Genomic DNA, 24771 nt, shown 5'->3' with positions numbered 1-24771 from the left:
ATTCGCTCAAGCTGGTGTGCTTCGGTGTTTCATTGTAATGAATCAGGCTGATTACGATCGACGATTAAATCGTTTATGCCTCACTCAATGTAACTGATTCTGGTCGTTCTGACGATTTTGAAAAACGTCGTAATAATAGCGAGTTGGTGACAACACTAACAGAGCTAAATGCCATAAATGCGCCTGCAGCGGCGGGACTGAGCAAAATACCGAATGCAGGTAGTAAAAGACCGGCAGCGATCGGGATTCCGAGTAAGTTATAGGCGAATGCCCAGAATAAGTTCTGTTGAATTTTGGCAAAGGTGGCGCGACTGAGGCGGATGGATTCAACCACATCACTGAGACGATCGCGCATCAGCACGATTCCTGCGGTTTCGATCGCGACATCGGTTCCCGATTTGAGCGCGATGCCGACATCGGCTTGGGCGAGAGCGGGTGCGTCGTTGATGCCGTCTCCGACCATGCCGACGCAGTAACCTTCGGCTTGGAGTTGGGCGATCGCGCTGGCTTTTCCTTCGGGTGGAATTTCGGCAAAGACATCAGACAATCCAAGATTTGCCGCGATCGCTTGAGCGGTTGAGGTGCGATCGCCACTGAGCATCAAGACCCGCAGATTTAGATCTTTCAGCGCTTTGATCGTCGATTGGGCATCCGGTCTGAGCGCATCTGAAACCGCGATAATGCCAATAAGCGCTTCGGAGCCAACATAGACGATCGTTTTTCCTGCGGCTGCAAGTTGGTCAGCTTGCGATCGGGCAGTTTCAGGAATCGCGATGTGGTTATTTTCGAGCCATTTTGCAGTTCCAAGAAAGACCTGCTGCTGAGCCGAATCAATTTCGACTTTTGCCGAAACTCCGAATCCTGCCTGCGTGTAAAAATCTTGTGCCGGAAGTAGGGGTAGATTTTCAGCAGCCTTTAGAATTGCGGCAGCAAGCGGATGACGAGTTCCGCTTTCGACCGTGGCAGCGAGCTGCAAGACTGAACCGCTTTCAAATTCGATCACATCAGTTACAACCGGTTTTCCAGTCGTGAGCGTTCCAGTTTTGTCAAAGACGATCGTATCGAGATGATGCACTTGCTCTAGGACATCTCCCCCTCGAATCAGTAATCCGCGCTCTGCCCCAATACCGGAACCGACGAGAATTGCAGTCGGCGTTGCGAGTCCCAAAGCACAAGGACAGGCGATGACAAGGACAGCGATCGCTAACTTCAAACTCAGCAGCATCGGTGAGGGATGCGGCATCATGCCCATATCGTGAGCATGTTCGATACCGATCGTCCACTGCGGTAAATTTGTCCAAATCTTAGTGCCGATGAACTCCCAGAATAAGAAAGTGCAAAGCGCGATCGATAACACGCCATAAGTAAAGTAGCCTGCAATCGTATCGGCTAATTTTTGAATCGGAGCCTTGCGAGCTTGAGCCGATTCGACCAGATCGATAATTCGCGCCAAAGTGGTATCTTTGCCGACTCGCGTGACTCGAACAGCGATCGCGCCTGATTGATTGATCGTTCCAGCCGCGACGAGATCACCGACTTGTTTCTGAACGGGAATAGATTCGCCTGTTAATAAGGATTCGTCGATCGTCGTTTCACCCAGAACGACCTCACCATCAACCGGGATTTGTTCACTCGGTAAAACTTGCAGCCATTCTCCGACTCGAATATGAGCGATCGGAATCTCGATTCCTGGTTGAGTCGCGCCATTTTTGCCGATTAGTCTTGCCAATCGCGGTTGTAGGGCGGCAAGGGATTGAAGGGCGGCGGCAGCTTGTCCGCGTGCACGTTGTTCGAGGGTTCGTCCGAGTAAGATAAACCCGACTAGCATCACAGGCTCGTCGAAAAAGCACTCCCATCCAAGCTGCGGGAAGATCAAGGCAACGAAACTCGCGGTAAAGGCTGTGAGCGTTCCCAAACTCACCAGCGTATTCATATTCGGTGCATTGCGGCGGAGTCCTTGCCAACCGTCTACGATCATCGATCGACCGGGAAAAATCAGCGCGGCGATCGCCAACCCACAGTGAAACCAAACATTACTCAGTCCAAGAATTCCAATGTGGAGATGTCCGATCGTTGAGAAGACGAGCAGTAAGATGGCGATCGCGAGTTGTTTGGTTTGCCGCTGCATTTCTGCTTGACGGCGTTCTGCAAGATCAGGAGTGTTGGAACTTTCTGCGGTGCGTGGCTGACTTGGGAAGCCCGCTTCAGTGAGTTTGAGAGCGAGGCTATCGGGGTCGATCGACGGATCGCATTCGACTGTAGCGAGTTCTGTCACCAAGTTGACCGTGGCAGATTTGACTCCCGGTTGTTGAGTCAGTTGTTTCTCGACCGCTTTGACGCATCCGGCGCATTTCATTCCGGTGACATCAAGGGTAATCGTTTCGATTGATTCGTCTGTAGGGGGTAAAACGGTTTGCGACAAGATCCAACGCTCCGATCAAAGACATCTCCTTTCTTGAGCGTAGAAGATGTTTTGCCGGATTGGTCATTTTTTTTGAATCTCGTTAGGGTTTAGTCTTTCAGAGTGTCGCGACGGAACCAGAGAAAATAGACGACTAGCCCAATCTGAACCGGGACGAGAATGAGGTAATTTCTGAGAATTGGATTAATGTCGAGTGAGGAAAAGGCATTGAAATAGCCCATTCCCAGAACACCGTAGAAGAACAGCAGCGAAGATTTTGAAAGTTTCTGCATTGTCGAGACCAAAGAGAATCAAATGCAGCCTAATGTTGATCGTCAAAACTAGACTGCATTACTAAGCTACCCTTGTGTTAAGGCTACTTTTGTTGGAACCAACTGTTAGAACCAACCTTTTTTGCTGGCGATGTAGGTACTGACAAATTCATCATCGCTCTTGGTAAGGTAAATGATGCCTTCTACGATTCCGATAATTGATGTCACCATTGCACCAACTCCGCAGGTTAGAAAGGTTGAAGCTAAGATAATTAGCCCTTCAGTTGTGTAACCTAAAATAAATTTGTGTACACCAAGGCTTCCTAGCAAAATACCGCAGATGCCTGCTGCAATCTTCTTACTTGCATCACCAGAAGTTCCACTTGTCATACTTTCTCCTTTTGAAGCTCATGTCTATCTGCTGGCAGTGTACCCCAACCCCAGAAAATACTTATACAGGAACACTCAACAAAGTTTACAGACACAGCCGTGATATTACTGAGAAGTTTTGTGAACGACTCAACAGCAGGATTGGTGAGATAATTTGCTAAAACGATCGCCGACGCTTGCCCACCAAGATGTGCCAATGAAGGGATTGATTCAATATCTTTATAAAATTAAACCCAGTAAAGCGGTTCTCTGGTGCTACCTCATTTGGTATCTAGTTACGGTTTACTTTTACTTCGATCCGTCACCTAAGCTCTGGATCAACTCGATCGGCATCAGCGCCGTGATTGGAACAGGGTTGCTCTTAAGCGTGTCCCCTCAAAGCAGGCGCGATCGCTGGCAAACATTCAGGCTATATCTGATGCCATTTTGTGTTTCGAGTTTCGCAGCGCTAACGAAGGGACAAGATTTCATCGTAATTCTGTCGCCAAGAATTGAAGAAACGATCGTCGCGATCGCCCTTTCTGTGCTGTTCTTAGGGGCGATCGCGATAATCAAGCTGAGGTGGAAGCGAGGTTAGGTTGCTGCACTACCAAGTAGGAACAATGCCAATAGGGTGCCGCTATTCCATAAAGCATGAAGTAGCACCGATGCCATCAGATTTTGCGTCCGCGTGTAGACAAATCCTAAGATCACGCCCAACACAGTTAGAGGTAGGACTTCGGATAAGCTGAGATGCACGATCGCAAAGATTAAGCCGCTGATCAAAATTGATTGCCAAGTCGTGAAATACTTCGTCAACGAGGGCAGGAGAAATCCCCGGAAAAACGTTTCCTCAAACAACGGAGCCGCGATCGCTGCCGTGACAAAAAATAGAACGAGCGCGATCGAATCTCGACCTTCAAGCGCGATCGACAAGAGCGGATTACTGCCGCCGCGACCCTGCCAAATTTTGTCATTGATCCAGGAGATTCCTGCAACTAGCGGGTAAGCTGCTGCATATCCACCCACACCCCAAAGTAACCAGCGACCCTTTAGGCTGAAGCGAAACCAGTTGTTCTCAAGCGGCAAAAACTTCCGAATCGAGAAGTACAGAACGCTAAGTCCACCTGCTGCCAGCAATAGATAAGTGAAGAAAGCGAGAAACGCTCGATCGCGCACGGTAAAGGTCGTCGGATCAAGCTGAAATGCTGTTCTTGCCGCCAACAATCCGAGCGGGACAATCACCTGTCCGATTAACAGTTGCCCAACAGCGAAGAAACCAACCACTAACACCTGCCAAGTAATCTCAAAATCCCAAGGCACTGCCCATCGGATTGCGTTCGTTCCCAACAGTAAGGACTGGTCGCGCTTGAGCAGCCATTGTCCTCCTAGAATGAGCAGCACCCCAAAGCCAACGATCAGCGCGATCGCTGGAACTGCATTAGCGCTGACCCACTTCACTAAAGCCTGTTGAGAGGTTTGCTGTTCTGCATTGCGAAGGTCAGTTAAGGCATCCGATCGCTGTTCTAACGTGTAGAGTTTTTCGAGCGATCGGTTGCGGAACCAGCCTGTCAGATTTTGCTTCAGAATCGATTCGGCTCTGGGTGGCAATGTATTCTGCCACAGTGCAGTTAAGGTATCCGCCGTTATTTTGAGATTGCGGCTTTTTTGAGTCTGCGGAGCGGTGAGATTCGCCCAGCTTTTGAGTGCCGCATCAACTTGATTTTGTTGAGCCTGAAGGATGCCAATTCTGACATCAAGCTCATCGCGCAATGTCACTTGTTTTGCAAGTTCCGTCGTTAAGGCCTTAGCAGAATCGGAATCTGATTCAATTTGGGTTTGAGCCGTGGAAATTCCTTTTTCGACCGACGATCGCGTTTTTTGATACGCTTCCAGCGCGGTTTTTTGGGGGTTGCGATCGGTGAGTGCGGCTGTATTGGAATCGCCTTGGTACTGCGCTGCTTGAAGAAGTAAGTCCGTCTGAGAAAGTTCTAATCGGCTCTGGAATTGAGGTTGATTCCAACTGCCAATTAGATCAAGCGCGATCGCCGCGACTGCAACTAAGGTCAAACCCCACAATAAAATCCGCTTCGGTGTCATGCCAGTCCCTTAAAGTGTCTTCCCGTTATTCTAGGGAACTCAGGGTCGATCGCGCTGAATTGCGATCGTACTTTCGCCACCCGAACACGATAAAATCAGGCTGACTTTTTGCCCTAAACAACTTCTATGACGACTCGTGTAATTCTCGTGCGCCACGGTGAAAGCAGCTATAACGTGGAAAAAAGAGCGCAGGGGCATTGTGATCTCTCCACGCTGACCGAGAAGGGCGAAAAGATGGCAACCCAAGTTGCAACCGCCCTGAAAGATTTGAAGTTCGATGCGATTTACAGCAGTCCCTTACAACGCGCTAAACGCACGGCTGAAATTGTTCTTGCAGGTCTTGACAATCCGCCTCCGCTTCAAACGACTGATGATCTCAAAGAGATTAATATTCAGATTTGGGAAGGCTTGCTGTTTACGGAAATTGCAGAGAAATACCCGGAAATGTATGCTCACTGGCACTCGGAACCGCACAAGGTCAGAATGCCGCTACCGGATGGGGCTGAACTTTCTCCTGTTTTGGATTTATATGAGCAGGCAGAGCGATTTTGGCGATCGACGATTCCTCAACACCGCAATCAAACCATCTTGATCGTCGCGCATAGTGGGATTAATAGAGCGTTGATTAATACTGCGATCGGGCTTCAACCCGCAGATTATCAGCGCTTCCATATTTCTAACTGTGGAATCAGCGTTCTCAATTTCTCTGGTGAATTGGGGGATCAAGTTCAAATCGAATCGCTCAACGTCACCTCACATCTGGGCGAAACGATTCCTAAAACGAGACCGAATCACAAAGGTGCTCGTCTGTTGCTTGTGAGACACGGCGAAACTGAGTGGAATCGGCAGGGACGATTTCAGGGTCAAATTGATGTACCGCTCAACGACAACGGACGAGTTCAAGCGAGTCAAGCCGCAGAATTTCTCAAATCTGTGCAAATTGATTCTGCCGTGAGTAGCTCAATGGCACGCCCAAAAGAAACTGCAGAAATCATTCTCAAATATCATTCCGAAGTTGAACTGAAGCTGCGCGATGATCTGCGCGAAATCAGCCATGGACTTTGGGAAGGCAAATTTGAATCTGAGATTGAAGCCGATTACCCTGGATTGCTGCATCAGTGGCAACAACACCCGGAAGCGGTTCAAATGCCAGAAGGCGAGAACTTACAGCAAGTCTGGGATCGTGCCGTTGTGGGTTGGAATGCGATCGTTCAGTCCGCTCATCCCGGAGAAACGATTCTCGTCGTTGCTCACGATGCGATTAACAAAGCTATCCTTTGCTACATTGCAGGCTTAACTCCGGCTGCTTTTTGGAACTTCAAGCAAGGTAACGGCGCGGTGAGCGTGATTGATTATGTCAAGGGAGCCGATGCAACTCCCTTGTTGATGGCAATGAATATCACAACTCATCTAGGTGGCGTTTTGGATAAGACCGCAGCAGGCGCACTCTAGATCGAATTGACCGGGGCGGGCGATCGCAGGTTCGCGATCGCTCCAATCAATTGCTGCAACTTCCGCTCAGCTTGCCCTAGTTCTAAAATCGCTTTTGCTTGAGCAAATCCCGCTTCTAGACTGGTGCAGATGTGCGATCGCCACAAATAAAACCCACTATTCCAAATCACCGCTTGCGACAGTTCAGAGAATTCGCCTTTAAGAGTTGCCTGCATCTCAGTGAAAAGTTCATCGAGCGGGGTGAGGGGTAACTCTCTTGCGGCAAATCCATAATCACGCGGCACTAGAGTTAGGCGCTCAAACTTTTCGCCCATACCAATGCCGATGATCGCGGTACGATCGCGAGGTAAATCGCAGCTGCCTTCTAGTCCTTTCACTGTTGTAAAGTTCGTCGTTCCCCGCATTGCAAACGCATCCCGGAACATTCCTTCAGTTGGTGGATGGACATAGCCGCAAACTAAATGCGATTCACCCGCATAAGGGTTCCACATCAATTCCAGCGTCGAAAACGGCGGACGTTTGCCAATCTGCTCTCGATACGGAACCAAACCATGAGCTAAGGGAAAATGCGTCGGCAAATAGACAAATCCTAAGCCTGTATTTTCTAGAACTTGATGCACTTGAGCTATCGACAAGGGCTTCCAATTCACGCCTAATCCATCCCAGAGTTCAATCAGGGGAACACCTTCTTTCGTCGGCATTCGATCGCCCCCGTGTAGCACCACCGGAACGCCTGCCGCCGCTAAAACCAGCGCAATCAACGGACTTAATGGAGCAGTGCGCGATCGACCATCGTAAGGATTGCACATCACCGTAACGGGAATCTTGGATGCGATCGCAGGCAACCGATCGCTTAGAGCATCATAGGCATCCAGCATTCCAGCCAGTTCTTCTCCGGTGGGGCGCTTGATCCGGTGCGAAATCATAAACGCGCCAATCTGGGCGGGAGTTGCTTCTTGCAGCAGCATCAGTCGAGTTGCGGTTTCTGCTTCTTGACGAGTCAAGTTCTCGTTTGTGTGGGTTCCACTGCCGACCTTTTTTAGCAAGTCCCGAAACTCATAGCTCATAGCTTCTACCCAAGAAATGAATGGCTGCACATTGCAAGGTGTTACATCATATCAGACGAGCGCTTTTGGAAGCTGTACCAACAACGACGGCTGCATGAGTTCTTGAACCAGTGCCCGAAATCGCTGAATGGGCGGGATTTGAAGTCGATCGTGCGTCGTCACCAGAACGACTTGTCGAATTAGCGTTGGGTCAGTGGTCGATCGTACTGCTAGGGTTGGATCGAGATGAATGTCTTGAATGGCGCTTTGAGGTAAGAGTGCAATCAATTCTCCCTGCCTGACCACGCCTCGAAACGCATCCAGAGTATTCAGTTCTAAAGCCGCTTTGAGCGTTGCACCTTGGCGCTGGAATTGTTCTTGCACCAAGCGCTGCATTCCATAGCCATCCTTGAACACGACTTGTGGATAGTGAACTAGCTCCGACCACGGCACCATTTGATACTGCGCCAAAGGATGAGCTGCTGCCATTAACACCCGTACAGGTTCATCGTAAAGCACATCCACCACCATCTCTGGACTTGCCGTGAGAAAGCGGTTGTTCATGACGATCGCTAGATCCACCAATCCATCTTTCAAGACTTTCAAGGCGCGATCGCTTCCTAACGAAGTCACGCGCAACTGCACTTCGGGAAAGTCCTGACAAAAGCGTTGCAGCACAGGCGGCAAATGAAAGGCACAGACCGAATGAATTGCAGCAATACAGAGTTCAGGCTGCTTTCCAAGTCGGAGTTCTTCAAGCTCAGCGATCGCGTTGCGCCATTCTTGACAGATCTTCCGAGCGCGAGGCAGAAACCGCTCACCTGCAACGGTCAATTTTGCCTGAGCCGTCCGATGCAGCAAAGACATTCCCAAATCAGCTTCCAGCGATTGAAGCTGGCGGCTGATCGTCGATTGCGTCACATCACACTTGCGGGCGGCTTGCTGAAAACTTCCGGTTTCTGCGATCGCTAAAAATGCCTGTAGCTGCTCTAGGCGCATAGGGTGTAACCTGAGTCACATTCTTGTGACCTTAGCGGATTTGTGAAAGAACTTTCGTAAGGACTGATACAGGAGAAAATTTAGGTTCAGAAAAGGATTTGAAGTGCAGTCATTCTACCGCATCCTTCCTCTGAAGTTTTAGACTAGAAGTTCGCGATAGAGTGATAACGCTGCTGATCTACACCGAATCAACCCGAATATGCTTGAATCTTACCGTCAACACGTTGCTGAGCGGGCGGCTTTAGGAATCCCACCCCTGCCGCTTAGTCCGCAGCAGACTTCAGACCTGTGTGAATTGCTCAAGGCTCCACCTGCGGGTGAAGAAGCGTTTCTGCTTTCGTTGTTACGCGATCGTATTCCGCCGGGAGTCGATCAAGCGGCTTACGTTAAGGCAGGATTTTTGAGCGCGATCGCGAAAGAAGAAATCACCAGTCCACTTGTCTCACCGAAAGAAGCGGTTGAACTGTTGGGCACGATGATGGGTGGCTACAATGTGCATTCGCTAATCGAATTGCTCAAGTCACCGAATCCTGAAATTGCAGAAACAGCGACAGCGGCTCTGAGTAAAACGCTGCTGGTTTACGATGCGTTTCATGATGTGCAAGAACTGGCGGAGAGCGGGAACGCCTATGCTCAGCGCGTGTTGAAGTCTTGGGCAGAGGCAGAATGGTTTACCAATCGCGCTCCTTTGCCAGAAGCAATTACGGTTACGGTGTTCAAGGTTCCGGGCGAAACCAATACTGACGATTTATCACCTGCAACTCACGCCACCACGCGCCCAGACATTCCGCTTCACGCGCTGGCAATGTTGGAAACGCGCCAACCTGGATCGCTGGAAACGATCGTTGAACTCAAACAAAAAGGGCATCCGCTTGCTTATGTAGGCGATGTAGTCGGAACTGGATCATCGCGGAAATCGGCGATCAACTCGGTGCTGTGGCACATTGGCGAGGATATTCCGTTTGTGCCGAACAAGCGATCGAGCGGTTACATTCTCGGTGGGAAAATTGCGCCGATCTTCTTCAACACGGCAGAAGATTCGGGAGCATTGCCGATCGAATGTGATGTCACGCAGTTCAATACAGGCGATGTGATCACGATTTATCCCTATAAAGGTGAAATCACCAACGAATCCGGTGAAGTTATTTCAACTTTCACGCTGAAACCGGACACGATCTTGGATGAAGTCCGAGCTGGGGGACGGATTCCCTTGCTGATCGGTCGGACGCTAACCGACAAGATTCGATCGGCAATGGGATTACCGATTTCCGATCTATTCGTGCGTCCGCAAATGCCAGCCGATACCGGAAAAGGTTTTACACTGGCTCAAAAAATGGTGGGTAAAGCTTGTGGGCTTCCCGGTGTTCGTCCCGGAACCTCTTGTGAACCCATCATGACCACGGTTGGATCGCAAGATACCACAGGACCAATGACCCGCGACGAACTGAAAGAACTCGCCTGTCTCGGATTCAGCGCAGATCTGGTGATGCAAAGCTTCTGTCACACAGCGGCCTATCCGAAACCTGTAGACATCAAAACCCATCACGAGCTGCCTGATTTCATTAATTCTCGCGGCGGCGTTTCTCTGCGTCCGGGAGATGGCATCATTCACTCCTGGCTGAATCGGATGCTGCTTCCTGATACCGTTGGCACAGGCGGCGATTCACACACTCGTTTCCCGCTTGGAATTTCTTTCCCGGCTGGCTCAGGTCTCGTTGCATTTGCCGCTGCGCTCGGTGCAATGCCGCTTGATATGCCTGAATCGGTACTGGTTCGATTCAAAGGCAAACTACAGCCCGGAGTCACCCTGCGCGATGTGGTAAACGCGATTCCATACGTCGCGATGCAGCAAGGTAAGCTCACGGTTGCCAAAGAAAACAAAAAGAACGTTTACTCTGGCAAAATTATCGAGATGGAAGGATTGCCCGATTTGCAGTTAGAGCAAGCCTTTGAACTCACCGATGCCACGGCTGAACGATCGGCAGCAGGCTGCACGATCGCACTCTCGGTTGAAACCGTTTCTGAATACTTACGCTCCAATACTGCCCTACTCAAAAATATGGTGGCACGAGGTTACGGTGATGCTCGTACCATTCTCCGCCGCGTCCGCAAGATGGAAGAATGGTTGGCTGATCCGCATTTATTACAAGCTGATCCAGATGCTGAATACGCAGACATCATCGAAGTTGATCTCGATCAGATTAAGGAGCCGATCGTTGCCGCTCCCAATGATCCCGACAATATCAAACTGATGTCCGAATGTGCAGGCGACCCAATCCACGAAGTCTTTATCGGTTCTTGCATGACCAACATCGGACATTACCGCGCTGCTGCGAAAATTCTCGAAGGAGCCGGAGTCGCCAAAGCTAAACTCTGGATCGCCCCGCCAACCCGCATGGACGAACAACAGCTACGCGCTGAAGGAGTCTACGAAATCTTCCAAGCCACCGGAGCGCGGACAGAAATGCCTGGATGCTCGCTTTGTATGGGCAATCAGGCGCGAGTCGAGGATGGTGTCACGGTGTTCTCAACTTCCACCCGTAACTTCAACAACCGCATGGGTAAAGGGGCGCAGGTTTATCTTGGCTCTGCGGAACTGGCGGCAGTCTGTGCGCTGTTGGGCAAAATTCCGACGATCGAGGAGTACATGAGCGTGGTACAGGAGAAAATTGACCCGTTTGCGTCAGACTTGTATCAGTATTTGAACTTCGATCGGATTTCCGGTTTCGAGGATGAAGGACGAGTGCTATCGAAAGAAGAAGAAGCAAAACTCATCGCTAGTGTGAGCTAGCTAGGGGGGAAGAGGGTGTCTACGATCTTGCTCAAAAGGCGATGGCATCTGCTTTTCGACTGAACTGCTGGAAAAATGGAGTTTTCCTACAAGTTTATAGACACCGCTTTTCCCAGCGTAAGATTACTGATCTTTGTGAAGCTGCTTCAAAATAAGGTGTAAATTTTACGAAGTTGCACTGAAGGGGTTTCACCCCTTACCCTGTCAATGTCATACTGTGATAAGTAGATGCACCCTGATGATGGGGGGACTCGCGAACTGCGACCCTCCTTTTTTCTTGTTTAAACCTCTAGCCCCTCATCCCGACTGCCGATATAATCGCGATTCAGGAACATAGGTGAGATATCATGGCAGACTGGCAGCAAATCGCAGGCGGCATTACAGCCCCGAAAGGCTACAAAGCAGCAGGAATCACGGCTGGACTCAAGCCCTCTGGCTTACCAGATCTCGCCCTGATTGTCTCCGAAGTCGATGCGATCGCAGCTGGAGTCTTCACCACGTCTCAAGTCCGCGCTGCTCCGGTCGATTACTGCCGCGAACGCCTGCAAACGAAATCAAATTGTCGCGCCATTCTCTGCAACGCAGGACAAGCGAATGCCGCAACAGGCGCACAAGGCATGATTGATGCGCTCGAAAGCGCCCAACTGATTTCCCAAGCGCTCAATCTAGCTTCAGATACAATTCTGCTCGCTTCCACCGGAGTCATCGGTCAGCGCATCAAAATGGATGCGTTGCGATCGGCAGTGCCAACTCTCGTCACAAGCCTGAGCGAAACCGGAAACGATGCGGCAGCCAAAGCGATCACAACCACAGATTTAGTCCCCAAATCGATCGCGCTCGAAACGACAATCGGCGATCGTCCGGTTCGCATCGGTGGCATTGCTAAAGGTTCAGGCATGATTCACCCCAACATGGCGACAATGTTAGCGTTTGTCACTTGCGATGCGGCGGTTTCTCCTCCTCTATGGCAGCAAATGTTAAGTCGGGCAGCCGATCGTAGTTTTAACCAAATCACAGTCGATGGCGATACCAGTACGAATGATTGTTTGATTGCTTTAGCAAATGGACAATCGAGAACACCTGCCATTACCGAAGCGGGAGCCGAAGCAGAAAAGCTCGAAGCGATGCTGACAGAAGTTTGTATGTATTTGGCAAAAGCGATCGCACGAGACGGCGAAGGAGCAACCTGTCTGATTGAAGTGCAGGTTTCGGGTGCAGCCGATGACGCATCGGCGCGGAGAGTGGCGCGAACGATCGCAGGGTCGTCGCTGGTAAAATCGGCGATTTTTGGACGCGATCCGAACTGGGGCAGAATTGCGGGTGCAGCCGGACGAGCAGATGTCACCTTCGATCAAGCAGGCTTGCAAATTAAGCTGGGTGAATTTTTGATGATGCAGAACGGACAACCACAACCGTTCGATCGTGCAGCAGCGAGTGGATATTTGAAGCAACAAGCTGCAAGAAGTACAGAAGGCGATCGACAATCGTTAGATCATCCAGTGATCATTTCTGTAAGCATTGGTAACGGTTCAGGCAGTGGGAAAGCTTGGGGCTGCGATCTAAGTTATGACTATGTGAAAATCAACGCAGAGTATACAACTTAGCGCATTCAAATTACTGCTCCTGTAAAGAGCGATCGTCCTTCATACGATCGCTCTCGTATCCTAAGCATCCTCGTTGGCATTGCTGATCAGATTACCGCGCTCGTCAAAATAAAGCTCTATTTCTTCATTACCGCGCTCTATTTCAACCTCATAAAATGTACCGTTCGGAGTCAGTTCAATTTCGTGCTTTGTCACCGCATACTCTGGATATTGCTGTCTCACCCGCTCTAGCACGATCGCAGAAAACTGATCAGCTCCCACCTCGTATTCCGTTTCGAGCCACTGCCCCGATCGAGAAAACTCCGCCTCATACTCCCTGCCATCCTTTACAAAAACTGCTTCATAACCGTAAGGCTTTTCTTCCCACCTTGCATTTATGCCGGGATACTTCAGATTGAAAGCTTGCTGAACAGAGCTTGGAACTGCATAACTGGAGCTACAACCAGCAAGCGCTAAAGATGCGATCAGAATTGGGTATCTATGCGATCGACGCACTGCCGAAAAGTTGAATAGCATAATGAATGACAGGTGATTTCTAAATTAGTCTGCCCAGGCACTGATTTCAATTTGATTTGTAGACGTTTACAAATTGAGCATTTCGGAATTGAGCATTTCGGAATTTGTGTTTCAAACTGGAATCAATTCTGCAAATGATTGCGGTTTCAACCATTCAACTCCACAATAAATCCTGACCTTTAAGCAGCAAACCCCATGCGTATAACTGGCTTGATGAGTGGTACATCCGTCGATGGCATTGATGCCGCTCTAGTTGAGATCTCTGGCTCTACAGATGACTTGCAAGCAACTCTAATCGCAGGTGAAACCTATCCCTATCCAGCACAGTTACGCGATCGCATTCTATCGGTTTGCAGTGGAGCCGCTTTATCAATGGCGGAACTTGCCGAACTCGATGACGAAATCGCTGATCAATTTGCCCAAGCCGCCCTGCGAATTCAAACCAACCAAACGCCAGCCGTTCTGATCGGTTCACACGGTCAAACCGTTTTTCATCGTCCCCCATCCGAGCGCTTAGGCTACAGCCTGCAACTTGGACGCGGAGCCACGATCGCGCATCAAACAAAAATCGCCACAATCAGCAACTTCCGCACAGCAGACATCGCGATCGGCGGACAAGGCGCACCCCTCGTTCCCGCGATCGATGCCGCTTTACTCAGACACCCGATCGAATATCGCTGTGTGCAAAACATCGGCGGCATTGGCAATGTCACCTTTTTACCTCCAGTAAAATCAGGACTACCGATTCGGGGTTGGGACACGGGAGCCGGAAATATGCTGATCGACCTGGCAGTCCAACAGTTCTCCGATCAAACTTACGATCGCGATGGCGCTTGGGCGGCTAGCGGCACCCCAAATCAAGAACTCGTCGATCGCTGGTTACAGCAAGACTTTTTTCAGCAGCCGCCGCCCAAATCTACCGGACGAGAACACTTTGGACAAGACTATCTCAACGCTTGTTTAGCCGATGCCGCAGGTCTAAGTCAGGCTGACATTTTGGCAACCCTGACCGAATTCACCGCTGCCTCGATCGCCCACAGCTACAAAACATTCCTGCCGCAACTGCCCGATCGCGTCCTAGTCTGCGGGGGTGGCAGTCATAACACTTACCTCAAAGCTCGCCTCCAAGCCTTCCTGCCCGACAGCATTATTACCACAACCGACGAAGCTGGACTGAACGCCGACTTTAAAGAAGCGATCGCATTTGCAATCCTGGCATATTGGCGCTATCGCGGAATTCCCGGTAATCTCCCGGAGGTCACAGGCGCACCGCAACCCGTACTTTTAGGGGAAATCTACCACGTAGCCTAAGAGCGCTGCATGGTAGCATGGGGAGCCACTTAGCCTAGAACCGCCGTGAACCACACGTTTTTAATGGAGCCAGGACGCTGGACGCTCCAGGGAAATTGGCTAGAGCGTGACGGACTCCCGATCGCTATGAAAGGAAAACTCATCGTCGCTTGGAGCCGTGATGACTGGTTCACTCTGATTACCAAACTCACGTTTCCTCAAGCACCCGATCGCGAAGACATGACCCTGCACTATCGAGGACGGCTTGACCAGGGCGATCGCCGCTATACCTTTGTGTTGCAGCACAGTATTCTGGGACGCATCGAAGGCGAAGGGTGGGTTGCGCCTGAATCGCTCGTTCAACGGCACTGGGTTTTGGGCGATCGCCAGCGACGCAGCGGATTTGAAACACTCTACCGCCTGAGCGACGATCGCTATTACCTTGCCAGCACGATGCTTACTGGACACGCGCTGACCAACATGATGGAAGCCACCCTAGAGCGACAAGCTGCTCCACTTACGTAGGCAGCCCCCGCTTCATCAAGTTATTTCAAAGACGCAAGTGTCCATACTGAAGTTATCCGTTGCTTGAATCTCTCGCCGCATGACTGACCCTCGAATCGGACAATTGCTCTCCAATCGCTATCAACTGATCGAGCTGATCGGACGTGGTGCGATGGGGCAGGTATACAAAGCGGAAGATGTCCTACTCGGCGGCGTGATCGTCGCAGTCAAGTTTCTGTCGCAAACGCTGTTAACGCGGAAAATGCGCGATCGCTTTCGGAGTGAAGCCCGGACTTGTGCGCTCCTCAGCACCAAAAGTATGCACATCGTCCGCGTGATGGATTACGGAGTCGATGACCAAGAAGTGCCCTACTACGTAATGGAATACTTAGAGGGCAATAGCTTGAGCGAAATGATTAGCGCTCAAAATCTACCGCTTCCTCGCTTTCTCAGTTTGGCGCGTCAGCTTTGTGCGGGATTACACTGCGCTCATCAGGGCATTGCGATCGAGGGTGCTCTTTGTCCAATCATTCACCGAGATATCAAGCCTAGCAACATCCTCGTAACACAGGACACGGGTTTCGGAGAATTGCTCAAAGTTCTCGACTTCGGGATTTCCAAATTGATGCAAGCCGACAGCAGTCAAACCAGTTCCTACATGGGAACTTTGGCGTATTCTTCCCCAGAGCAAATGGAAGGACGCGAACTCGATTCGCGATCGGATATCTACAGTTTGGGGGTGATGTTTTATGAAATGCTAACCGGACGAATGCCGCTGCAAGCGGATACCCATTCGTTTGGCGGTTGGTACAAAACGCATCATTTTCAGCAACCAAAAAGTTTTGCCGAGGCAAATCCCTCCACAAGAGTTCCGAAGGTACTAGAAGCCCTGGTCATGCGGTGTTTAGCCAAACTGCCACAAGATCGTCCTCAAACGGTCGAAGAAATTCTCAAAGCTTTAGAGCCGCTCGAACAGCGCTACGATGCCAATCGCCAAATTAGTCATCGCATTGGTGAGGCGTTGCTGAAACGACCCGTTACAACACTAACTCGCAGTACACATCGCCTCTCTGCGGATGATGCTTGCCAACTCACCGCTTGGCCCAAAGATAAGCCGATCGCGCAAATTGTCTTTCCCCACGTTCTCGAAACCAAGCAGGACACTTCAGCAACGATATGGGTGATGCTACCTCAGCAGGAAATTGAGAACATTCAAATCGGTCGGCTATACAATCAGTTTTTCAAAACGTTTCTGTGCATTCAATCGCCGCATCCTGTGGTTCTCTGGGTGACAGCGCTTTACAATCAGATTCAGCATAAAGACGGCAACCCGCGCTGGTTAAAGTGTTTTCTGGATTTGAAAACCGAACAAGGTCAAAAACTAACTCGTCTCCTGATCGAAAAGGAAAGTTATTACATTCTGTTTTTCGCGATCGAAGATCCGCACCACTGCGCCTATGTGATACCCGTACAGACCACAGCTACCCAACGATCGCAAATTCGCGAGTGGATGCTTGCCAGCCAAGCCTGGGCATCTGTGGGCAAAGCAGCCGTCAGTAAAGATTTGCTCAAAGCTGAATTTGAGCGGATGAAGCCGAAAGTTTTGTCGGATTTAACCCAGGTTCATTCCGACAGAAGTACGGCTTAACGCGGAGCCGGAAAAAATAAAACGGGATGCAAACTTCGTCGTAAGAGTTCTGCTGCAAAGCTAGGAACAGAGTAGAAGCCACGATTGCTGCTGTTAGAGGAGATTGCGATCGCGCTGACATCTTTATCCTGAGCAGCCTGTAGGATTTGAGCGATCGCGTTTCCTCGACGCAGTTCGAGTTCGGCTTTGATACCTGCGGCTTGCAGTTGGGCTTGAGCAGGCGCTAAGGTTTCTGAGATTAAACGTTGTTCTTCCGCAGGCGAGGGAGCAAATCTGCCGCCTTCTTCAATGACGCGACAAAGGTAGCAAGTCTGAGGGATTTCAGGTTGGGCATGTTGAACAATTTGAGCGATCGTGTGCTTTGAAGCATTGCTGTCGTCGTAGGGAATCAGCAGTCCCCGGAATAGATGCTGACAGCGCAGGGTCAGTTCTTCGGTGGTGAGGGCTGAGATCAGTTGAGGGCGCACTGTCATGAGGGGAGTGGGCGATCGCTGCGAAAGTTCTGCGGTGGTGCTACCAAATAGAGTTTCGGTGAAAAGGTTACGGCTTTGGGTTCCCATCAAAATCACATCGGATTGATAGGTTTTGGCGATGCGGGGAATCACATCTACAGCGCGTCCGGGTTGTACTTCGACTTTGACTTCGACTCCTGCGGGAATTTGTTCTAGTGCAGAAGCAAGCCGTTTTTGAGCACGAGCGACTTTTTCGGCATTGGCCTTAGGCACTCCGAGATCTTCTGAGAGCGGCACGACATGAAGAAATACAATTTGCTGCATTCCGCTGGCGGCAAACTGAGGGACAAAATGTACCAGTCGTTGGAGTCCATCGTTGAAGTCAGTACAGATTAAAATCCGGTAAAACATAGAATTTAGATAACGCGCTATTCTTCCTTAACTGTGCAACATCCCGCGCCTTCCTACAAGTCGGTAGAGTTGGTCAGAAAGAGATTTCTGATTTGCTGAAATTTTGTATGAGCCGAATTGTAGTGATACTTTTGGTCGCGATCGATCACCGTATGAATCGGAATCAGTTCCATCACACAGTTCGTATAGGCGATCGCTTCAAATCCCTTCACCACTTCAGCAGTCCAAGCTTCCTCGATCGGTGATAGTTCTGGAACTAAGCGCGAGCGCAATAATCCGGGTAAGATGCCCGTGCTTAAAGGTGGTGTCCACCAGCGATCGTCTTTCCAGCCCCAAAGCGTCCCCGTGCTTGATTCGAGCCAGTTTCCATGCTGATCAATCAAAATTGCTTCTTGAGCATTCAATTGCTGCGCGGTTTGCAGTGCAAGCCAAGGCGCGAGATAGTTCCCGGTTTTATGTTGAGGCAGCGATCGACTCAGTTCTGATTCTGCTACCCAAGCAGTAATGCCTTGCTGTTGACGCTGAGCTAAATCAGAAGGGAGCAATCGACCCGTAATCCATTCTCGCCCATCTGGAAACACAACAACTCTCAGCGTTGGATAGTGAAGCGCCATCCATTCTGCACCAGAGCGAATGTTGTTCCAGTTTGGATCTTGCCAGTGAAAGGCTGCGATCGTGGTCTTCAATCGATCACAATGTTCATCCCACTGAGTTAAAGCGTGATCCAGGGATTGATACACTCGCAATGTTGTAAACGTCGTTGCACCATAAATTAAGCCTGGATCATTGATTGAGAGTTGAATTTGGTCGCCCTCGATCGCGCTGCCGTTGTACCAATGTTTCACCATAGTCCCATCTCTCTTAAACCAAGCTTGAGTCTTTCAGCTTCAGAAGGATTTTGTTGTTGATGTAGCGCGATCGCAGTTCGGAATGCCTCTAAGCTTTGAGGAACTCGACCCAGGTTCAGCAACACCACACCGAGATTTTGATAAGCTTCTGCATAGTTCGGATTGAGTGCAATGGCTTGATGATAATGGTCGATCGCGGTGGTGAACTGTCCCATTGCTTTGAGCGTTGCACCTAAATTGCAATATGCGATCGCGAAAGTTGGATCAATGTCTAAAGCTTGTTGATAAAGAAGCGCTGCATTTTGCAGATCACCACAGTCCTTCAGCAGGCTTGCAAAGTTATTGATTGCTCCTAGCTTAAGTTTTGGTAGAACTGCCTGCCGAATCGCTTCCTGATACTGTTGTGCCGCTTTCTCTATCTCATTTAGCTCTGAATACACAACACCCAGATGATAATGCAGTTCGTATTTTGTCGAAGCATCTTCGACCGCCGATAATCCCCGCTCTAAAAGCTCGATTCCTTTTGCAGTTTCACCCACTCCAACATAGAGCGCACCCAGCTTGCTACAAACATAAGGATCATTCGGATGAGCAGCGAGGAAGGCTTCCATGGTCGATCGTGCTCTATTCACCTTGTCGCGCCCCGCGATCACGTCCGCCTGATAGCCTTCATGCAGAATTGCAACTTCTGAAACTGCTCCAATTTTCCAGTGCGGTTCGTGCTGCAACAACAACAGCACCTGATCGTCAATCATCTCGTGATAGGGACGAGAAAACCAAAGTTCAGGATGCCGCCGAAACAATCGAGAAACTAGCGAGTACGGAGATTGTGCAGCTCCAACTTCCCTCCGAACTAAATTAAAGACTAAATACTCCTCCTGCTCGATCGCGCTTCGCAAAATCGGCGCAACTTCAGCCACTAGAGTTTCATCTGCATCCAGCACTAACACCCAATCGCCCTGAGCATACTTCAAGCACGCATTCCGCGCTGCTGAGAAATCATTACACCAATCAAAAGAGTGAACTTGTGCCCCAAACGATCGAGCAATTTCAACGGTACGATCGCTCGATCCCGTATCTAACACAATCATTTCATCGACCCAATCCTGCACACTCCTCAAGCATTGCGGCAAATTCTGCTCTTCATTTTTGACAATGATACAAAAGCTTAGCTGCATCGCAATTTGCCCCAGAAATCGAAGTCCATTATCAAATCATTACGTTAAATTGGATAAACCAGTGATTCTCAGATTTCTTGCAGATCCATGCAAGCTGCCTTAATAAGCAGTAATATAAATTAACAATACAAATCTGAGATCCCTTTTCATTCCTATTTTCAGGAGGATACACCCCGGTGAACAAGCGGTGGAGAAATGCAGGGCTATATGCGCTTTTAGCGATCGTCGTGATTGCCTTAGCAACGGCGGTCTTTGATAAGCAACCCCAAACACGTGAAACTTGGCGCTACAGCCAGTTTATTCAAGAAGTTGAAAAAAATAACGTCAATAAAGTAAGTTTGAGTTCCGATCGCTCGCGCGCCTTGGTGCAGTCCCAAGACGGTAGCCGGATTCTAGTTAATCTACCCAGCGACCCCGAACTCATTAGCATTCTGACCCGCAACAACGTCGATATTTCTGTCCTGCCTGCAACCGATGGCAACGACTTCTGGCTCCGCGCCGTCAGCAGCCTGTTCTTCCCGATCTTGCTGCTTGTGGGTCTATTCTTCCTGTTGCGCCGTGCTCAAAACGGGCCGGGTAGCCAAGCCATGAACTTCGGCAAATCCAAAGCTAGAGTTCAAATGGAACCTCAAACCCAAGTCACATTTAATGATGTGGCAGGGATTGACCAGGCAAAACTCGAACTCAATGAAGTCGTGGACTTCTTGAAGAATGCCGATCGCTTTACCGCAATTGGCGCAAAAATTCCCAAGGGTGTCCTGCTTGTCGGCCCTCCCGGAACCGGTAAAACCTTGCTGGCAAAAGCAGTTGCAGGTGAAGCAGGTGTACCGTTCTTCTCAATTTCGGGTTCTGAGTTCGTTGAGATGTTCGTCGGTGTGGGAGCTTCCCGCGTCCGCGATCTGTTTGAGCAAGCAAAAACCAACGCACCTTGTATCGTCTTTATTGATGAAATTGATGCGGTTGGTCGTCAACGGGGCGCAGGTCTCGGTGGCGGAAACGATGAACGGGAGCAAACCCTGAACCAACTTCTTACCGAGATGGACGGGTTTGAAGGCAACACCGGAATCATCATCATCGCGGCAACGAACCGCCCTGATGTGCTGGATGCTGCGCTCTTGCGTCCGGGTCGGTTTGACCGTCAAGTGGTGGTCGATCGTCCTGATTACGCAGGTCGTTTGGAAGTGCTCAACGTCCACGCTCGCGGCAAAACCCTGTCGAAAGATGTTGATCTTGAAAAGATCGCCCGTCGGACTCCTGGATTTACCGGAGCAGACTTGTCGAACTTGCTGAACGAAGCCGCGATTCTGGCGGCTCGTCGCAATCTGACCGAAGTTTCGATGGACGAAATTAACGATGCCATCGATCGCGTCCTCGCTGGACCTGAGAAGAAAGATCGCGTCATGAGCGAAAAGCGTAAAGAGCTAGTCGCTTACCACGAAGCAGGTCATGCATTAGTCGGTGCGTTAATGCCCGATTACGATCCAGTTCAAAAAATCAGCATCATTCCTCGCGGTCGTGCAGGTGGTTTAACTTGGTTCACACCGAGCGAAGACCGGATGGATTCGGGCTTATACTCCCGCTCCTACCTGCAAAACCAGATGGCAGTTGCACTCGGTGGTCGGATTGCTGAAGAGATCGTCTTTGGTGAAGAAGAAGTGACCACAGGCGCATCGAATGACCTTCAGCAAGTGGCACGAGTGGCGAAGCAGATGGTGACACGCTTTGGAATGAGCGATCGTTTAGGCCCGGTAGCGCTTGGTCGTCAGCAAGGCAATATGTTTCTCGGTCGGGACATTGCCGCAGAACGCGACTTCTCGGAAGAAACCGCAGCCGCGATCGATGACGAAGTGCGGAACTTGGTCGAGCAAGCGTATCGTCGCGCTAAAGCGGTTCTGGTTCAAAATCGTCCGGTTCTCGACAAACTGGCTGAAATGCTAGTTGAGAAAGAAACGGTGGATTCAGACGAACTGCAAGAACTGCTCAGCACCAGTGATGTGAAGATTGCAGCGATCGCGTAAGCGCTGAATACTCGCCTAGTTTCTAACCCAATAGAATCTTTTTGAGGGATGTTCCACCGGGGCATCCCTCTATTTATTGGATGGCATCTTCACAAGCTACAGCACAAGCTGTACTTGGATCACCAAGCTCGATTTGAATTGTGGCGTGTTCGATGCCGAAATGATCATGCAACTCGCGGCAGAGTTCAGCTAAGAAGGCATCTCCCGGATGCCCAGCCGGGGTGATCAAATGAGCCGTTAGCGCCACCTCGGTTGTACTCATCGCCCAAATGTGCAAATCATGCACCTGAGCGACACCAGGACGCTCTGCAAGGTACGTTCGCACCGCAAGCGGTTCAATCTCTTCTGGAACTGCATCCAGCATGAGATTAAACGATTCTTGAAACAGTTGCCATGTCCCGATCACAATCACGATCGTAATTGCCAAACTGACGATCGGATCAAGCCACTGCCATCCAGTCATCAGAATCGCAATCCCAGTTAGCACCACGCCCAGCGAAACCAGCGCATCGGCGGCTAAATGCAAAAATGCGCCGCGAATATTCAGATCAGAGCTGCGTCCCGACACGAACATCAACGCACTGATCGTATTCACCGCAATCCCGATCGCTGCTACCAAAATAATCGTTCCACCTTCAACGGGTGCTGGAGTGTGAAATCGTTGGATCGCTTCTAAGCCAATGCCACCACAGGCAATGAGGAGAAACGTTGCATTGAGCAAAGCGGCTAAGATTGACGATCGGCGAAATCCAAACGTGCGTCGGGGAGTCGGTTGACGACGCGCTAAAATACTCGCCCCCCAAGCCAGTAATAATCCTAAAACATCGCTGAGATTGTGTCCTGCATCCGCAAGCAGCGCTAGAGAGTTAGCTAAAAGTCCATACACCACTTCAGCAACGACAAAACCAGCATTCAGCGTGACACTGACAATAAAAGCGCGATTGTAAGAATTAGTCCGGTGGGTATGACCGTGACCGGGGGGATGCCTGTGGTGGGGTGCCATATCGAGTCGAATGCAGCTTCTCAATTCTAGGTTCAGATTGTAGCGACGCGATTAATCGCGCCGCTACGAGAAATTCTGCAATGATCAATCGTGTGCAACCGTCCGATCGCCCTCAATTAATCAAGGGCGATCGTGCCGTTTCTACTTATTCCCACTCGATCGTTCCCGGTGGCTTCGAGGTGATGTCGTAAACCACACGGTTCACACCCTTGACTTCGTTCACAATGCGGTTGGAAATGGTTTCAAGCAAATCGTAGGGAATTCGCGCCCAGTCTGCGGTCATGCCGTCTTCGCTCTTGACGCAGCGCAGCACGATCGGATAAGCATAAGTGCGTTGATCTCCCATCACTCCGACGCTTCGCACAGGCAGCAAGACGGCAAAAGCCTGCCATACATCGTGGTAAATGCCTGCACGATTGATTTCCTGACGCACAATTAGATCGGCATCTCGCAGAATGTTCAGCTTTTCTTCGTTCACTTCACCCAAAATCCGAATCGCTAGACCAGGACCAGGGAAGGGCTGACGATTGACGATCTCTTCAGGCAGACCGATCGATCGACCAACCTTTCGTACTTCGTCTTTGAACAGTTTCCGCAACGGTTCGATCAGCTTGAATTGCAGATCTTTTGGCAGTCCACCGACATTGTGATGGCTCTTGATTTTGACTGCGACTCGTTCTCCAGTTTTTGGATCAACGTTAGTATCCGCAGATTCAATCACGTCCGGGTAAAGCGTCCCTTGAGCGAGATAATCGAACGGCCCTAACCGCTTCGATTCTGCTTCAAACACGCGGATGAATTCGTGCCCGATGCGTTTGCGTTTTTCTTCAGGATCGGTGATACCCTCGACCGCTGCCAAGAAACGATCGCGAGCGTTCACATAGGCAACATCAATATGAAACTGCTCATGAAACAGCTTCACTAAGCGTTCTGGCTCTAGCTTTCGCATGAAGCCTTGGTCGATAAACATACAGGTGAGTTGATCGCCGATCGCTCGATGCAGCAGGAATGCCAGCGTTGAGGAATCCACGCCGCCAGACAGCGCTAACAGCACTCGCTTATCCCCAACTTTGGCACGAATTTCGCGAATCGCTTCTTCGACAAACGCATCGGTTGTCCAGGTCGGCTCACATTCGCAGATGTGGTAGACAAAGTTACGGATTAAAGCTTGTCCGTATTGAGAATGCACCACTTCCGGGTGGAACTGTACGCCGTAGAGTTTACGATCGTGTTCGGCAATGGCAGCACAAGGCGTATTCGCCGTGTGGGCGAGGATCTCAAATCCGGATGGAAGCTGCGTCACTGAGTCACCGTGGCTCATCCACATGATCGAGCCATCTTCGACATTGGTAAGCAAATCGGTCGGATCATCGATCGCGAGATTTGCTTTGCCGTATTCGCCGCGATCGCTGCGTTCGACATTGCCGCCAAGCTGTTGCACCATCAGTTGCATTCCGTAGCAGACTCCCAGAACGGGAATGCCAAGCTGCCAAATTCCCGCATCACAATGCGGTGCGCCATTGTCATAAACCGAATTTGGGCCACCGGATAGGATAATGCCCTTGGGGTTGAGTTGGCGCAACTGTTCAACCGTGGTGCGATACGACAGAACTTCAGAATAGACTTGGGTTTCGCGAATGCGGCGGGCAATCAGTTCTGAATATTGCGACCCAAAATCGAGAATCACGATCATTTGACGATCGAGCGCATCCAAATCTGAAGTAGATACGATCGGGGTATCCAGAACAGACGGGTCAGTGTGTGGAGTCACGGGAGTTTCCTGATGAAATGAACGAGAGTCAAACCGACGATAAACGGGCGTTTTGAAGAGCGGTAAAAAATGAATCGTTTTAGATATTCTGGCTATTC

General features: G+C 50.2%; 20 protein-coding genes. 8 read left to right on the top strand and 12 right to left on the bottom strand.

The genetic code is table 11. The annotated features are described in order from the left end of the window. Window positions 1–73 precede the first annotated feature (73 nt). The 3 genes from NC981_RS07545 to NC981_RS07535 all read right to left on the bottom strand — a co-directional run bounded on the left by NC981_RS07545 (window position 74) and on the right by NC981_RS07535 (window position 3063). The gene (locus NC981_RS07545) at window positions 74–2422 is read right to left on the bottom strand and encodes a heavy metal translocating P-type ATPase (protein WP_348242290.1); all 2349 of its coding nucleotides are present in this window, start codon (window positions 2420–2422) and stop codon (window positions 74–76) included. A gap of 89 nt (window positions 2423–2511) precedes the next feature. Further along, window positions 2512–2694, bottom strand: a complete 183-nt coding sequence (locus NC981_RS07540) for a hypothetical protein (RefSeq protein ID WP_190379831.1) — start codon at window positions 2692–2694, stop codon at window positions 2512–2514. Window positions 2695–2799: 105 nt separating this feature from the next. After that, complete coding sequence (locus NC981_RS07535) at window positions 2800–3063, bottom strand: TM2 domain-containing protein (RefSeq protein WP_190379830.1); 264 nt, start codon at window positions 3061–3063, stop codon at window positions 2800–2802. A gap of 154 nt (window positions 3064–3217) precedes the next feature. Between NC981_RS07535 and NC981_RS07530 the strand changes: the two genes are divergently transcribed. Beyond that, window positions 3218–3640: a hypothetical protein gene (locus NC981_RS07530; RefSeq protein ID WP_242027248.1), complete on the top strand. Its 423-nt coding sequence runs from the start codon at window positions 3218–3220 to the stop codon at window positions 3638–3640. On the opposite strand, the gene NC981_RS07525 is transcribed toward NC981_RS07530, so the two are convergent. Then, entirely contained in the window at window positions 3637–5142 is a 1506-nt protein-coding gene (locus tag NC981_RS07525) for a CPBP family glutamic-type intramembrane protease (RefSeq protein ID WP_190379829.1), read from the bottom strand. The two genes, NC981_RS07530 and NC981_RS07525, sit on opposite strands and share 4 nt — an antisense overlap. Before the next feature lie 126 nt (window positions 5143–5268). Between NC981_RS07525 and NC981_RS07520 the strand changes: the two genes are divergently transcribed. Continuing rightward, window positions 5269–6594, top strand: a complete 1326-nt coding sequence (locus NC981_RS07520) for a histidine phosphatase family protein (protein ID WP_348242289.1) — start codon at window positions 5269–5271, stop codon at window positions 6592–6594. Here the strand turns inward: NC981_RS07520 and NC981_RS07515 are convergent. Continuing rightward, window positions 6591–7661 (bottom strand): anthranilate phosphoribosyltransferase family protein, encoded by a 1071-nt coding sequence (locus NC981_RS07515; RefSeq protein ID WP_348242288.1) that lies wholly within the window; start codon window positions 7659–7661, stop codon window positions 6591–6593. The genes NC981_RS07520 and NC981_RS07515 overlap by 4 nt on opposite strands. Before the next feature lie 51 nt (window positions 7662–7712). Continuing rightward, window positions 7713–8639, bottom strand: a complete 927-nt coding sequence (locus tag NC981_RS07510) for a LysR family transcriptional regulator (RefSeq protein ID WP_190379826.1) — start codon at window positions 8637–8639, stop codon at window positions 7713–7715. A 199-nt stretch (window positions 8640–8838) separates the two neighbouring features. Here NC981_RS07510 and acnB point away from each other — a divergent pair, with 199 nt between their 5' ends. After that, on the top strand, window positions 8839–11430 hold the full coding sequence (gene acnB / locus NC981_RS07505) for a bifunctional aconitate hydratase 2/2-methylisocitrate dehydratase (RefSeq protein ID WP_348242287.1): 2592 nt from the start codon (window positions 8839–8841) through the stop codon (window positions 11428–11430). 347 nt (window positions 11431–11777) lie between these two features. Next, entirely contained in the window at window positions 11778–13034 is a 1257-nt protein-coding gene (gene argJ, locus NC981_RS07500; RefSeq protein ID WP_348242286.1) for a bifunctional ornithine acetyltransferase/N-acetylglutamate synthase, read from the top strand. A 60-nt stretch (window positions 13035–13094) separates the two neighbouring features. Here the strand turns inward: argJ and NC981_RS07495 are convergent, their stop codons facing one another. Then, window positions 13095–13550 (bottom strand): PepSY-like domain-containing protein, encoded by a 456-nt coding sequence (locus tag NC981_RS07495; protein ID WP_348242285.1) that lies wholly within the window; start codon window positions 13548–13550, stop codon window positions 13095–13097. A 195-nt stretch (window positions 13551–13745) separates the two neighbouring features. On the opposite strand from NC981_RS07495, the gene NC981_RS07490 reads away from it, so the two are divergent. The 3 genes from NC981_RS07490 (at window position 13746) to NC981_RS07480 (ending at window position 16992) form a co-directional block, all read left to right on the top strand. Beyond that, the gene (locus NC981_RS07490; RefSeq protein WP_348242284.1) at window positions 13746–14861 is read left to right on the top strand and encodes an anhydro-N-acetylmuramic acid kinase; all 1116 of its coding nucleotides are present in this window, start codon (window positions 13746–13748) and stop codon (window positions 14859–14861) included. Between the two features lie 45 nt (window positions 14862–14906). Continuing rightward, window positions 14907–15365: a hypothetical protein gene (locus tag NC981_RS07485; protein ID WP_190379821.1), complete on the top strand. Its 459-nt coding sequence runs from the start codon at window positions 14907–14909 to the stop codon at window positions 15363–15365. A gap of 79 nt (window positions 15366–15444) precedes the next feature. Next, window positions 15445–16992, top strand: coding sequence for a serine/threonine-protein kinase (locus NC981_RS07480; RefSeq protein ID WP_348242283.1), 1548 nt, complete (start codon window positions 15445–15447; stop codon window positions 16990–16992). Here NC981_RS07480 and NC981_RS07475 read toward each other — a convergent pair. Genes NC981_RS07475 through NC981_RS07465 form a run of 3 tightly spaced genes read right to left on the bottom strand, consistent with a single transcriptional unit; the run spans window position 16989 to window position 19881 of the window. Further along, window positions 16989–17855: a universal stress protein gene (locus tag NC981_RS07475; protein WP_348242282.1), complete on the bottom strand. Its 867-nt coding sequence runs from the start codon at window positions 17853–17855 to the stop codon at window positions 16989–16991. The genes NC981_RS07480 and NC981_RS07475 overlap by 4 nt on opposite strands. Before the next feature lie 53 nt (window positions 17856–17908). Next, window positions 17909–18703 carry an aminotransferase class IV gene (locus NC981_RS07470; protein ID WP_348242281.1) on the bottom strand — a complete coding sequence of 265 codons (795 nt, stop codon included), beginning with the start codon at window positions 18701–18703 and terminating at the stop codon, window positions 17909–17911. Continuing rightward, window positions 18697–19881, bottom strand: coding sequence for a glycosyltransferase (locus NC981_RS07465; protein ID WP_348242280.1), 1185 nt, complete (start codon window positions 19879–19881; stop codon window positions 18697–18699). The genes NC981_RS07470 and NC981_RS07465 overlap by 7 nt, the downstream gene beginning before the upstream one ends. Window positions 19882–20057: 176 nt before the next feature. On the opposite strand from NC981_RS07465, the gene ftsH3 reads away from it, so the two are divergent. Then, window positions 20058–21899, top strand: coding sequence for an ATP-dependent zinc metalloprotease FtsH3 (gene ftsH3, locus NC981_RS07460; RefSeq protein WP_190379816.1), 1842 nt, complete (start codon window positions 20058–20060; stop codon window positions 21897–21899). 73 nt (window positions 21900–21972) lie between these two features. Here the strand turns inward: ftsH3 and NC981_RS07455 are convergent, their stop codons facing one another. Beyond that, a complete protein-coding gene (locus NC981_RS07455) occupies window positions 21973–22902 on the bottom strand; it encodes a cation diffusion facilitator family transporter (protein WP_348242279.1) in 930 nt (309 codons plus the stop codon). A gap of 145 nt (window positions 22903–23047) precedes the next feature. Continuing rightward, window positions 23048–24595, bottom strand: coding sequence for a glutamine-hydrolyzing GMP synthase (guaA, locus tag NC981_RS07450; RefSeq protein ID WP_348242647.1), 1548 nt, complete (start codon window positions 24593–24595; stop codon window positions 23048–23050). Between the last annotated feature and the right edge of the window lie 176 nt (window positions 24596–24771).

This window comes from Leptolyngbya sp. DQ-M1, from assembly GCF_039962505.1.
Taxonomy (GTDB): domain Bacteria; phylum Cyanobacteriota; class Cyanobacteriia; order Leptolyngbyales; family Leptolyngbyaceae; genus Leptolyngbya.
The sequence above is the reverse complement of the archived record's forward strand: the minus strand, read 5'-3'. Positions and strand labels throughout refer to the sequence as shown.